Source organism: Sunxiuqinia sp. A32, assembly GCF_052690465.1.
The window spans coordinates 39,259-52,600 of record NZ_JBQYLI010000004.1 but is presented as its reverse complement, the minus strand read 5'-3'; the positions used below and the strand labels follow the sequence as shown (position 1 = coordinate 52,600).

General features: G+C 38.5%; 13 protein-coding genes. 3 read left to right on the top strand and 10 right to left on the bottom strand.

The annotated features are described in order from the left end of the window. Positions 1 to 16: 16 nt before the first annotated feature. From ACUNWD_RS05000 to ACUNWD_RS04990, 3 genes are all read right to left on the bottom strand, one after another. Positions 17 to 970, bottom strand: coding sequence for a CorA family divalent cation transporter (locus ACUNWD_RS05000; protein WP_445586680.1), 954 nt, complete (start codon positions 968 to 970; stop codon positions 17 to 19). 250 nt (positions 971 to 1,220) lie between these two features. After that, positions 1,221 to 2,984: a CocE/NonD family hydrolase gene (locus ACUNWD_RS04995; protein WP_445586679.1), complete on the bottom strand. Its 1,764-nt coding sequence runs from the start codon at positions 2,982 to 2,984 to the stop codon at positions 1,221 to 1,223. A gap of 153 nt (positions 2,985 to 3,137) precedes the next feature. Next, positions 3,138 to 4,016: a helix-turn-helix domain-containing protein gene (locus ACUNWD_RS04990; RefSeq protein ID WP_445586678.1), complete on the bottom strand. Its 879-nt coding sequence runs from the start codon at positions 4,014 to 4,016 to the stop codon at positions 3,138 to 3,140. A gap of 317 nt (positions 4,017 to 4,333) precedes the next feature. On the opposite strand from ACUNWD_RS04990, the gene ACUNWD_RS04985 reads away from it, so the two are divergent. Continuing rightward, a complete protein-coding gene (locus tag ACUNWD_RS04985) occupies positions 4,334 to 4,582 on the top strand; it encodes a hypothetical protein (RefSeq protein WP_445586677.1) in 249 nt (82 codons plus the stop codon). Positions 4,583 to 4,658: 76 nt separating this feature from the next. On the opposite strand, the gene ACUNWD_RS04980 is transcribed toward ACUNWD_RS04985, so the two are convergent. Continuing rightward, complete coding sequence (locus ACUNWD_RS04980; RefSeq protein WP_445586676.1) at positions 4,659 to 5,714, bottom strand: FAD:protein FMN transferase; 1,056 nt, start codon at positions 5,712 to 5,714, stop codon at positions 4,659 to 4,661. A gap of 133 nt (positions 5,715 to 5,847) precedes the next feature. On the opposite strand from ACUNWD_RS04980, the gene ACUNWD_RS04975 reads away from it, so the two are divergent. Both ACUNWD_RS04975 and ACUNWD_RS04970 read left to right on the top strand, forming a co-directional pair. Next, entirely contained in the window at positions 5,848 to 7,167 is a 1,320-nt protein-coding gene (locus ACUNWD_RS04975; RefSeq protein ID WP_445586675.1) for an ATP-binding protein, read from the top strand. Positions 7,168 to 7,228: 61 nt separating this feature from the next. Then, positions 7,229 to 7,939, top strand: a complete 711-nt coding sequence (locus tag ACUNWD_RS04970; protein WP_445586674.1) for a YebC/PmpR family DNA-binding transcriptional regulator — start codon at positions 7,229 to 7,231, stop codon at positions 7,937 to 7,939. A 69-nt stretch (positions 7,940 to 8,008) separates the two neighbouring features. Here ACUNWD_RS04970 and ACUNWD_RS04965 read toward each other — a convergent pair whose 3' ends face one another. From ACUNWD_RS04965 to ACUNWD_RS04940, 6 genes are all read right to left on the bottom strand, one after another. After that, entirely contained in the window at positions 8,009 to 8,743 is a 735-nt protein-coding gene (locus ACUNWD_RS04965) for a lysophospholipid acyltransferase family protein (protein WP_445586673.1), read from the bottom strand. A gap of 140 nt (positions 8,744 to 8,883) precedes the next feature. Continuing rightward, positions 8,884 to 10,146 carry an NADH:ubiquinone reductase (Na(+)-transporting) subunit F gene (gene nqrF / locus ACUNWD_RS04960; RefSeq protein ID WP_445586672.1) on the bottom strand — a complete coding sequence of 421 codons (1,263 nt, stop codon included), beginning with the start codon at positions 10,144 to 10,146 and terminating at the stop codon, positions 8,884 to 8,886. Positions 10,147 to 10,167: 21 nt separating this feature from the next. Continuing rightward, positions 10,168 to 10,785: an NADH:ubiquinone reductase (Na(+)-transporting) subunit E gene (gene nqrE / locus ACUNWD_RS04955; protein WP_445586671.1), complete on the bottom strand. Its 618-nt coding sequence runs from the start codon at positions 10,783 to 10,785 to the stop codon at positions 10,168 to 10,170. A gap of 19 nt (positions 10,786 to 10,804) precedes the next feature. Continuing rightward, positions 10,805 to 11,455: an NADH:ubiquinone reductase (Na(+)-transporting) subunit D gene (locus ACUNWD_RS04950; RefSeq protein WP_445586670.1), complete on the bottom strand. Its 651-nt coding sequence runs from the start codon at positions 11,453 to 11,455 to the stop codon at positions 10,805 to 10,807. Positions 11,456 to 11,461: 6 nt separating this feature from the next. Next, complete coding sequence (gene nqrC, locus ACUNWD_RS04945) at positions 11,462 to 12,160, bottom strand: NADH:ubiquinone reductase (Na(+)-transporting) subunit C (protein ID WP_445586669.1); 699 nt, start codon at positions 12,158 to 12,160, stop codon at positions 11,462 to 11,464. Positions 12,161 to 12,179: 19 nt separating this feature from the next. Further along, entirely contained in the window at positions 12,180 to 13,337 is a 1,158-nt protein-coding gene (locus ACUNWD_RS04940; protein WP_445586668.1) for an NADH:ubiquinone reductase (Na(+)-transporting) subunit B, read from the bottom strand. Between the last annotated feature and the right edge of the window lie 5 nt (positions 13,338 to 13,342).

Below are 13,342 nucleotides of genomic sequence, written 5' to 3'. Positions count from 1 at the left end.
TGTCTACATTTAAATTTCAAAACCACTTTTTTCGTTTAAAATAAATGAGGGGAAGGATTACAGAGAATACCATTGCGATTAATACGATCGGGTATCCATAAGCTGTTTTTAGCTCCGGCATCTTTTCAAAGTTCATTCCATATACTCCGGCAATTAATGTTGGAAGAGAAATACAGACGGTAACAACAGTAAGCATTTTGAAAATGTGGTTTTGTTCCAAATCTATCTTGTTGGTAACATTTTCTTTTAAATCATCCAGGCGGTCGAAATTAAATTGAATGTAATCGGACACAACCGTTAGGTCATTTAATTCCCTTTCAATAGTTTCTTTAATGCCGATTTTTTGTTCCCATTTGCTTTTCTTGTACAAATTAAAAACTCGCGTGGTTTCAATCAGAGATTCTTTAATGAGCAGGTTGTTGAAATTGTACCGAGTAATCACATCCATATCTTCCTTTGTAAATTCCTTTTCAATCAGCACTCTGTTTGCAAGCGATTTTATTCTTTTGGTTAGGTTTTCTGTGATATCGGCATAGTAGTCTGTAATAAACTCAATCTGAGTTTTAAATATCATATTCAGATCAGATATTTCTTGTATCCACTTGAATTTATTGGCGTACGTTCTATTGAAGAATTCATCGGGGTCGGAACTTGAAAACAAAAAGAGTCCATGCGAAGACATGATTAGGAAAATTGGTTCTTCAACCAACTTTTTTTCATCGTTATAAAACGGAATCGAGAAATGAAATGAAGCTTGATTTTCATTTTCTAAAAAGTGCGAACTAATTTCAATATCCTCATAACGTTGCATGATCGAAAAATCAAGTCCAAATTTATTCTGAACCCATTTGATATCTGATTCTGTATAATCAATAAAATGAATATGATTGAAATCCAAATCTACATTTGAGAGTTCATCTGTATTTTTGGCTTTAATGATTTCTTTGTTTTTCAGTATTATTTCAAGCATGATCCGATACTTTGAAGTTTTCAGGTTTTATCTACTAAATCTACTGTATTTTAGGCGCTTTCTAAAATTATCCCGAAATAAAATATAGATCGGCGAACTGTTCATAAACAGTCTGCCTCGGGAATTGATTAGTCTTTTGAAAAATTTACCTGGTAAACGCCCGCCAAAATGTAGGAATACACTTTTGCGGACGTTTTATTTTTAATATGAACAATCCATGTCTTTTTAGGCATTTTTCAGCCGGCGTAAATTATGCCGATTGAATTGGCAGCTGAAGGTAGGATGGGTGCGATCCTCCTGTGTGGATGATATGCTGCCCTTTGTTGTCGGGAACATATCCGGGTGTTCCGGGCATGATGGCACCCAAATCATTTTTCGAGCTAACTACAAAACGAAGCTGTTCGCCCGGGTAAAATACCATTCCGATTGGGAAAAGATCAATCTGGATTTCCGCAATCTCGCCTGCTTGCAATTTCTCCACCCGGTCGAAACTGTGTGCCGGAACTTCATCGGTAGAAAGTTCTTCATCCAAATGGCGAGCCGAAACGCGCAAACGGCCGTTTGATCCTTTGTAGCGCAATACAGATCCGCCATGTTCGGTGAGATCGTGCATCAGAGCACCTTGGTTGGGAACAACAAATTGCTGCAGGTGACTGCCTTGTGCGTCTAGTTTCTGAATGAGAACAAACAATTCCATGTCGTCTGCTCCTTTGGCTTCTACCCAGAGATGCGCCTTGGGATAACCAACCATAACAGTTTCCTTCTCAAAACGTATTGTGAATGAAGCCAGACCTGTATCTGCTTCTGTGTTATAAGTCGCTGGTACTTCTTGTGAGGGAACTTGCAAGGTTAGGTTTCGTGTCCTGCCGTCGAGATAGTATTTGGTGTAGTTGACATCTTTTGGCGGGAATTGGTCGGCAGGCAGGTTGATGCGATCTCCACCTTCAAAATCGTGCACCGAGTACCGAACACGAGGTGTATTTTCCCAGCCATTGTCCACACCTTTCAAATAATGGTCGAAAAAGCGAAGCAGATCCTCTTTGTTGATATCTTCGTAGTAGTCGGGCCATTCCTGGGTATTATGGATGCGCAGCCACTTTTCTTTGGACGCCATTCTTCGCCACGCCCGGAAGGTACCTGCAGTGTGCAGTGTGTTGGAATAACTGGCCACCACATAGGCGGGTACAGTAATTTTGTCGAAACGCGCAATTTTGTCTTCCCAGATTTCGTTGTTAGCTAATGGATAGCGCAAGGCCTCAGCATGCACATCTTCACGCTTACCGTTACCAACATGGTTTACTTGCAGTCGCATAGTGAAGTGAAGATCCGGCATTCCTCCACGCATCGATAGGTCGCGATATGCATCACTTAAACCTTCCCAAGGGTTAATGGCGGCCAAATGTGGCGGTTGTTCGGCAGCTGTAAACCACTGTGAGAATGCCAGGTAAGAAGTGCCACTCATGGCGACTTTACTGTTGCACCATTCTTGCGCGGCTAGCCATTCAATCAAATCATGACAATCTTTTCCCTCTTGGCGTCCAATCATGGAACTGTCACCTTCAGACATGGCAATTCCGCGAGGGTCGGGGTTGCATACCGCATATCCCTTTGCGCACCAGTATGCAGGATCGGGTCCTTCAAATTTAGCTAATCCCGAAAGCATGCTGTTATCCATACCAAGCATATTATAAAGCATGGTAGTTTTTGGGGCTGATCCTCCACTTTTTCCATAGGGACTCCATACAACAATGACCGGAACTTTTTCGGTATTAGCCGGACGAAATATATCGGTGTAAATTTTTACACCGTCGCGCAAGGTTACTTCAACATCTTTTTCAAATACAATATCAACTGGTAATGCAAGAAATTTAGGATCGAGTTGGTAACCTTTAGGCAAGGTTTGTGTGCCAGGTTTAAACGTACTTAACATACCATGATCGATACCTGCACTGTAAGGTAGGGATTCAACATAAATCGAATTCACCTTTTCTCTTTTGTTTTCTAAATTTTCCATCGTACTTCATTTTAATTTTGTGACTTTTAAATCTCTCCCGTTGTTTCCTGATTCAAACTGAGAAATTAGATAATCAGAGAATCAATCAACGAAACAAAGGTAGAGTGAGCACAGTCGGAAAGGATAAACTATTCAAGCCAAAAAGTATAAAATTCAAACCTTGTGTGGGCGGTAGTATTTTGGATTGTTGCCGGTAGCTTTTTTAATGAAATTACTGAAGTAGTTCGGGTATTCAAATCCCAGTGCGTAAGCAATGTCTGCAACGCTCCAGTCGGTGTGCCGAAGTAAGGAAATTGCCTCGGCAGTGATTCGTTCTGCAATAAGCGTGGTGGTGGATTTTCCAGTTATCTCTTTTATTGCACGGTTCAGGTAGTTTACATGAATTGAAAGGCGGCTGGCATAGTCTATTGCTGTTTTCAGTTCTAGGGGGGCATTCAGGTTTTCAATCGGGAATTGGCGTTCAAGTACTTCCATGAACTGCGTAGTTATGCGCAGCGCCGCATTATTAAACTGCGTAAAATGTTCAGTTGGTCGCATGCGTAACGCTTCGTGAATAATAAGTTGGATATAATTACGCATCAGGTCGTCTTTGTACAAATAATCTGTAGCCTCATTTGCAATCATTGCATCAAAAATTCCGGCTAGCCTGGATTGTTGCTGTTCGTCGAGTTTAAAGGAGGGAGTTCCGCTTACCTTGAATAAAGGCGATTGCTGCAGGCTTTCCAATCGCTCAATCGGTTTGATGAAATTCTCTGTAAAAACGCAGGAATAGCCGGTATGGTTTTCCGATAGAATTTCAGTTGCATAGGGTACCCGCGAATTCGCGAAAAAAAGATACACCCCGTTGAGATGAAAAATATGGTCGCCGTAATGCATTTTGCTGTCACCAATACTTAGCAGAATTAAGTAGAAATGCCGGCGGCCAAATGGTGTCGGTTTGCTTTTGGGAACTTTATTCCGGCTCACTTTAAAACCTCTCAGCTTTAACACTGCTTTTAAGGTGGGACCGGGAAATTCTGCAGGTGTTTTCATCGGATTATAAAAGTACAAAAATCAAAACAAACATTATCTTTTAATTGAGTTGTTTTTCCGAAGGAACAGGAGGCGTAGTTGTTTAATGAAGAGAATTCCTGAAAAAATATGATGCCATAATTATTAAGTGAAGATATCAAATCTCAAAAAGTCTAAGTCTAATCATTTTGATGATTCCAATTCGTCGTAGAATAAACAGCAATAGGGGTTTGTTTCCTAAAAAGAAAGAGTTTCCAATAACACTTTTTAAACCTTTTCCCTCTTTTAGAAGTTGATTATTTTATAACTTTGTCACCAATTAATGAAAGGGTAGATTGATGGAATTTTTCAAGTTATTTTTAGTTGTTGTTGCGCTGGTGGCTCTGGCTTTATTCGGACTGGCAACACGGGTAGTTTTTAAGAAAAACGGCAAATTTCCAAACTTACATATAGGAAGCAATAAGCATTTACGGCAAAAAGGTATTACCTGTGCACAAACATTCGACAAAGTGGAACAGGCCAAAGCCCGAAAAGAACTTTCATTTAAAGAACTCAGCATCCTGGAAGACTTCAAAGGGGGATGTTAATCACAAGGATTGATTTGTTGAATGACCGAATCACTGAATAACTGAAGGATTGGATGGTCGATCCAGTATACAGTAACTAGTTTTCTTTTACTAAATGAGATTTAAAACCGTTGCTGGCGTAGGTTTTGTAATTACCATCTTCATCGGAATAGATAAAATAGACTTCAATTTCTTCAACACTATTTGCCAGTTCAATAGATTTTTCGAGGCCCATTACCATAAAAGCAGTTGCATATGCGTCTGCAGTCATACAATTATCAGCGAGTACAGTTGAGCTAAGCAGGCTGTGTTGTACCGGGTATCCTGTTTTTGGATCGATGGTGTGAGCATATTTTTTGCCGTCTTCTACATAAAAGTTTCGATAATTTCCAGAGGTTGCCAGCGCTTTGCTAGGTAGCTTCACAACTGCTTTCAGACTTTGATTGACTAAGAACTCATCGTCTTTAGGATTGCTGATTCCGATTGACCAAGCCTTTCCTTTAGCATTTTCACCATAGGCTACTACTTCGCCACCAATCTCAACCATATAATTTTCACAACCTTTTTCTCTGAGGAAATTTGCGACCACATCGCAGGCATAGCCTTTCGCAATTGCACTGCAATCAAGCATTGTATTGGGGTGGTCTTTTACAACCTTTCCATCTTTTAAGTGTATCTTTTTATATCCGGTAATGGTTTTCAGGGAGTCAATCAATTCTTGGGTGACCTGCTCCTTATTCTTAAAACCAAATCCCCATACATTCACCATTGGAGCAACAGTAATGTCAAAAGCTCCATTTGTTATTTCCGATATTTCCATCGCACGGTTAAACACTGTCAGAAAATAATCATCCAATACAACTTCTTCATTTTTATTCACTTTTGAAATCACGGCTTCCGGATCGTAGGTTGAAAGTGAAGAATTTAGTTTTTGCATCTCCACTTCAATTTCATCTTGTACATCTTTTCCATTGGGGCTTTCATAAGTTAAGTGATAAATAGTACCGTAAATTGCTCCTTGGTTTGAAACGTAGCTTTTTGTAGGATTACACGATGCCAAAAAGATGGAAAGAATCAAAATGGTAATTCCATGTCTTTTGCTAAATGATTGTAATGAATTGATGTGCGTATTGTTAAATACAGTGTTTGCCATGTTTTATAACTATTGAGTATTGTTCCAGTATTATTATAATTGTAGGATAAAGATAATTTTTTAGTTGCAGCAATGTGTAAATTTGCACGCTTAATAATCGATATTATTAGTTCAATTCCATTAGCAAACAGACATGTCATTAATTAAGAAACTCACCGCTCGTTATTTAAAATATATTTTTGGTAGTTCAGAAACACATCAATTCGAAGGGCGGGTGATTATGGCAACTTGCTTGATCATTTCTATCTCTGGATTGGTCATTGCGATAACTAACTTTTTGCTCGGGATTGATGTAGTTATGATTTATGTGTCGCTGATGATGTTGTTGATTTTTGGCCTCTTTTATTATTGGGCGAGATTCTGGGGCGTAAGTACCTTACTGTATTATCTAATTTCGTTTTTAGGGATCGTAATTCTTAATTTCTCGTGGTATTTTAATTATGGATCACGAGGACCAATATTGGCTGTTTTTATTATTCTGGGCGCTTTTTTTGTATTTATTTGGGATAAAAGGAGAGTTATTTTAGTCTCGTCTATTTTGTTTCTTAACATTCTGACACTACTCTTTATAGAACTGAATAATCCGGATGTGGTAGGCCATTATCCTAGTGAATTGACTCGTGTTGCAGATGTTTATATCGGTTTGTTTATCACCATTATTCTCATTATGGCATTTTCAATCATCTTAAAGCAAACCTACTTAAAGGAGTATCAACGGGCAAGAAAAGCCGATATGTTAAAGTCTGCTTTCATAGCAAATATGTCGCATGAAATTCGCACACCGTTAAACGCAATCATAGGATTTTCTTCATTGTTAGTTGATGAAGATTTCGACCAAAACAAAAAGGAGGATTTCAATAGACACATCGAAACGAACAGCAATTATTTGTTGGGGTTGATTGAGGATATTATTGACCTTTCGAAAATTGAAGTTGATGAAATGGTGTTTAAAAATGAGAAGATAGAAATCCCACATATGTTTGAGAATTTAAAAGCCAGTTTCTCAAATATACTGAATACCGAGAAAAAGGAAAGTTTGGCAATTAATTATGAATTTCAGGAGAGCTGTTCAACGGTAATTTCCGATTCAATGAGGTTGGAGCAAGTGCTTCGAAACTTAATAAATAATGCCATCAAGTTTACGCACGAGGGAATGGTTAGCTTTGGATGCAGATTGTTGGATAATGAACTGACGTTTTATGTGAGGGATACCGGTATTGGAATCAGAGAGCAAAATATGGAGAAAATTTTCGAGCGTTTCACAAAGATTGATGAGGATTCTGAAACCCTAAGTCGTGGAGCTGGAATTGGACTATTTCTTTCAAAACAATTAGTACGAAAAATGGGAGGTTCTATATGGGTTGATTCCGTTTATGGAGTTGGCACCACATTTTATTTTACAATTGATCGAAATGGTATTCCAATTGAAGATTTTCAGGAAACAGCAGGTTGATTCCAAACTATTATTTTTATTTTTGCATCGTTAAAATCCAATCAAATTAAATAAATAAATCGTGGGAAGAGCATTTGAATACCGTAGGGCAGCCAAAGAAAAACGCTGGGGACACATGTCTCGCATTTTTCCAAAATTATCAAGGTCTATAACGATGGCAGCAAAAGAAGGTGGCCCTGACCCGGAAATGAATGCCAAATTGCGCACGGCTATTCAGAATGCGAAGGCTCAGAATATGCCTAAGGATAATATCGATGCGGCAATTAAAAGAGCGAGTGGTAAAGATGCGAGCGAATATACTGAAGTAAATTATGAGGGGAAAGGTCCTCACGGAGTGCTGATCTTTGTTGAATGTGCTACCGATAATACCACCCGAACCGTTGCGAATGTAAAATCATACTTTAATAAAAATGGTGGACAAATGGTGCCTACCGGGTCATTAGAATTTATGTTTTCGCGTAAATCCGTATTTGAATTTGAATTGAACGAAGGCATGGATTTGGAAGAATATGAACTGGAGCTGATTGATGCAGGTCTTGAAGAAATTGAGGAAAACGAAGGAACTGTTTACGCAACGGCTGATTACACTAGTTTTGGTTCTCTTTCAAAAGCATTGGAAGATTTGAATGTTGAAGTTACCAAGGCGAATTTACAGCGCATACCAACAACACCTGTTGAGTTTTCAGAAGAACAGCTGGAGGAGATTGAGAAATTGATCGACAAGCTGGAGGAAGATGATGACGTGCAACACGTTTTTACCAATATTGCTTAGAATTTTACTATCATGATATCCGAAAGCCATTTCATTTTGAAGTGGCTTTTTTTTATTTCAGACTCCCGCTTATTCCTGTCCTAGTTTTTGTTTGATCAAATACTCACACTTCTCAGCAATCTCTTTTGCAGTCATCCCTTTTGGATCAATAGGATCTAACATGGTGTATCGGAGCTTTACGCCAACTTTCAGGGGGAAATAGCCATTGGGCCCCAACTCGCTATGTCCATCAATTACAAATGGTACAATCATTGCTGTCGGAGCTACTTTCATTAAAGTATGAATACCGCCTTCCTGAAACTTTTTAACTTGTCCGTTTCTACTTCTGGTACCTTCAGGAAAAATGCTAACGGCATGTTTTTCCTTTTCGATCATTCTACCTACGCGAATAATTTCTTTAACAGATTGAGAACGGTTTTTCCGGTCAATTAACGCAGATCCTGCATGACGAAGATTGTACGAAATACTTGGTATCCCTTTCCCTAATTCAATTTTAGAAATAAAGCGTGGATGAATTTTTCGAAAACCCCAAACAATTGGAGGAATGTCAAAGGTGCTTTGATGATTGGAAACAATAATTAATGGCCGATCCAGTGAGAGTTTCTCAAATCCTTCAAATTTTATACTTGAGCCCATTATCCGAAGGCCAAAGAGTAAAAAGTAATTTAAGATATCAACCGATTTTTTTCGAAGAGGATATCCTCCAATATATCTGCAAATAACCTGAATGGGATGAAATAATAATAACTGAAATCCAAACCAGAAAAGATATATTGGTGAAAGTAGATAACTTAAGAGCTTCATAATTCAACATTTTAAGCGGCAAATGAACAAAAAAAAATGGAGTCGAGAAAATAGTAATGACTATTTACCGTGATACATAGAAAATAAAAGAGCCTACAACGATGGTTGAAGGCTCTCTATATATCTTGTTAACTTTCGTTCTAACTTCCGAAGTCGTCAAATAATACATTTTCATCTGGGACACCCAAATCATAAAGCATTTTTTGAACTGCATCGTTCATCATCGGAGGTCCGCACAAGTAGTAATCAATTTCTTCCGGTTCTTCATGTTTCGATAAATATATATCATGAATTACCTGGTGTATGAATCCCGTTGGGCCTTCCCAATTATCTTCCGGTTGTGGATCAGATAATGCTAAATGGAATTTAAAGTTCGGGAAGTTTTTCTCGATGTCTTTGAATTGATCATAGTAGAAAACTTCTCTCCACGAACGGGCACCATACCAGAAAGTCACATTCTTTTTGGTTTCTTTAACGGTGTGGAATAAATGGAATAAATGCGAACGCATCGGAGCCATGCCAGCACCACCACCAATGAACATCATTTCATTGTCATTGTCTTTCAGGAAGAATTCTCCATATGGACCAGAGATGGTAACTTTATCTCCTGGTTTACGTGAGAAAATATAGGAAGAACAAATACCTGGATTCACTTTTTGGAAACCTCCGTTTACACGGTCAAAAGGAGGAGTTGCAATCCGAATATTTAACATTACAATGTTTCCTTCTGCTGGATGGTTGGCCATAGAATATGCACGGAATGTTGGTTCCGGGTTTTTCATACTCAGGTTAAACATGCCGTATTGTTCCCATTCCGGACGGAATTTGTCATCAATATCCATGTCTTTAAAATCGACATCAATTTTAGGAACATCAATTTGAATATATCCTCCTGATTTGAAATCCAAAGTTTCGCCTTCTGGCAATTTAACTACGAATTCCTTAATGTAGGTAGCAACATTATTATTTGAAACCACTTCACATTCCCACTTTTTAATACCTAAAATTTCTTTGTGGATCTGAAGTTTCATGTCTTCCTTCACCTTCACCTGGCATGCCAATCGCCAATTGTCATTTTGCTCCTTGCGGGTAAAATAACCTGTTTCTGTTGGTAGAATGGATCCACCACCATCAACTACCTGGCAGCGACACATTGCACAAGTACCACCACCACCACATGCAGACGGAAGGAAAATTTTATTATTTCCAAGAGTTGTAAGTAGCGTATCTCCCGGATTCGTTTCTATGACACGGGTTCCATCATTGATATCAACATTAACAATCCCTGATGGTGTCAATTTCTTTTTCGCATACAGCAGAATCGCTACCAGTAAGATAATTACTAACAGGAAGACTGCGACACTGGTAATAACGACTGTTGTTTGAGTAGCTAAAAATATCATTGTTCTGAGTTTATTAGTCGTTTATAGTTTTATTCCCATGAATCCCATAAATGCCAATCCCATCAGACCAGTTACAATAAATGTAATACCTAGTCCGCGAAGCGGTGCAGGAATTTGTGAGTATTGAATTTTTTCTCGTATTGCGGCAATACCAACAATAGCTAAAAACCAGCCTACGCCAGATCCTAATCCGTAAACAGAGGCTTCACCAATATTAAGGAAAGCTTTTTGTTGCATGAATAATGATCCACCAAGAATCGCACAGTTTACAGCAATCAGAGGTAAGAAAATACCAAGTTGAGTATAAAGCACCGGAGCAAATTTTTCAACCACCATTTCAACCAACTGCACCATTGATGCGATTACAGCAATAAACATGATAAAGCTGAGGAAACTCAAGTCGACATTCGCAAAAGAAGGATCTAACCAAACGAGTGCACCTTCTTTTAAAACATATGTTTCCAGAAGATAGTCAACTGGAAGAGTAATACCCAAAACGAAGATAACTGCTACACCTAAACCAGTTGCCGTTTTTACAGATTTTGAAACCGCAAGGTAGGAGCACATGCCTAAAAAGTAGGCAAATACCATGTTATCAATGAAAATGGATTTAATAAATATATTAATCAAATTTTCCATAGTTTCTACTTTTTAGCAATTAGTCTTCAATAAGTTTACGATTACGGCCACGTTGTACCCAGATAATGATACCAACAGTAATCAGAGCCATTGGAGGAAGAATCATCATTCCATTGTTGGAATAGAATCCTCCATTTTCAATGTACCAGCTTGCCGGAATAACTTTGAATCCCCAAATACTGCCGGAACCAAATAACTCACGAAAGAATCCAACAATTATCAAGATGGCACCATAACCAGCAGCATTTCCAAGTCCGTCAAGGAACGCCGGCCATGGACGATTTCCCAAGGCAAATGCCTCCAGACGTCCCATGATGATACAGTTTGTGATAATCAGACCTACAAATACAGATAATTGCTTGCTTACATCATAAACAAAAGCTTTCAACACCTGATCAACTAGGATTACCAGAGCTGCAATAACTACTAATTGTACAATAATCCTGATACGATTTGGAATGCCATTTCTCATTAAAGAGATAATAACATTTGCAAATGCTAGTACTGCCATTACCGAAAGAGACATTACAACTGCCGGTTTCAGTTGAGCTGTTACTGCGAGTGCCGAACAAATACCAAGTACTTGTACCGTAATTGGATTGCTGCTGTCGATTGGATCACTTAGCAGCTTTAAATTTTTCTTTGAAAATAAAGGTTCTCTATCGCTCATTTTCTTCTATTTTTTCGAGTTGAAAAAAGCTTTGTAGGTACTTAGGTCATCAGAAAGCATTTTTTCTAAACCTTTTGATGTAATTGTACCTCCAGAAATCGCATCTACTTTATGTTCTGGTTCTCCACTTTCATTTGATTTGGCAACCAATATAGATACAAGCTCTCCATTTGAATCAAAAATCTTTTTCCCTTTAAAAGGACCTGTAAATGCATCTGTTGATATTTCTGCTCCAAGTCCGGGAGTTTCTCCCTGGTGATCAAAGGTTGCTCCATAAATAGTATTCATGTCGTTTTCCAATGAAATATATCCCCAGATTGGCCCCCAAAGTCCAGCTCCCCTTAATGGAATAATATATTTTATAGATCCGTCAATTTTACATTCAAAAACTGGTAATAATTGCTCATCAGTAGGTTTTGAATGTTGTACTTTAAGATCAATGTTAAAGGCTTCTTCTCCTTCAACAACTTCTCCTATAGAATTTACCACGTATGACTTTACGATTTTTTCTTTATACACATCATTTGCATTTTCCGCACTTGCATTGATATTTACTGATGCAAGGATGTTTTGCTTTTTCTCGATCTCAATGTTGATATCTTGAAATGGTTTCAGGTTGATCGCTGCAATTGAAAGAACGGCAGCAACCAAAATCACCATTACCGATGCGTATATAAACGTGTAAACATTACTGTTTCTGTCCATTTCCTTTTCTTTTATAAGATTAAGCTTTTACCTGAGCACGTTTTAAACGACGTTTTATATTGCCTTGCACTACATAATGGTCAATTAGCGGCGCAAAGGTGTTCATAAGCAATATAGCAAGCATCATCCCTTCTGGATATGCAGGATTTATAACCCTGATTAATATCGCTAAAACACCAATGAGGAAACCGTATATCCATTTCCCCTTGTCGGTTTGCGCTGCCGAAACTGGATCTGTAGCCATGAAGATGGCACCGAATGCGAAACCACCAATAATCAAGTGTTCCCAGAAAGGCATAGCCATGTATGCATTCACCGCAAAAATATTCAACAGGATCCCCATGAATAAACCACCTAGTACCGTTGATACCATGATTTTCCAGTTGCCAATACCAGTTACAATCAAGATTACAGCACCAATTAAGATAGCCAATGTGGAAGTCTCACCAATTGATCCAGGAATAAGACCAATAAAGGCATTCCAAACATCAATGCTGGTTTCTCCCAATACTGCTTGAGCCATTGGAGTGGCTCCAGTAAAACCGTCCGCCATTTTATCAATGCCACTTGCTGAAATCCAAACTGAATCACCTGACATTTGACCAGGATAGGCGAAAAATAAAAATGCCCGTGCTACTAATGCCGGGTTCCATATATTCATTCCAGTTCCACCAAAAACCTCCTTGCCAAAAATAACTGCAAATGCGGTAGCAACTGCAATCATCCAAAGCGGAGTATTGATTGGCATTACCATTGGTATTAGTATTCCGGAAACAAGGAATCCTTCATTTACATCGTGACCACGGAATTGGGCAAATATAAATTCGATTCCCAATCCAACCACATAGGATACAATAATTACTGGTAGAACTTTAAGAAATCCAAATAAGAACATTTGGAAGAATGAAGTATCTGCTAATTGGCCCGCTGCACCAAAGTGCTGATAGCCTATATTGTACATCCCCATTAGTAATGCTGGCACTAACGCAAGCACAACAATTCCCATGGTTCTCTTCAGATCCGTAAAGTCATGGATGTGTGTTCCTGTTTTTGACGTATCTTTCTGTACGAAAAATAACGTGAAAAACGAATCATGTGTAGAATGTAACCAATGAAATTTGGCTCCTTTCTGTACATGTGGTTTCGTTTTTTCAAAAAAGTTTTTTATCGCTTTCATCGAGT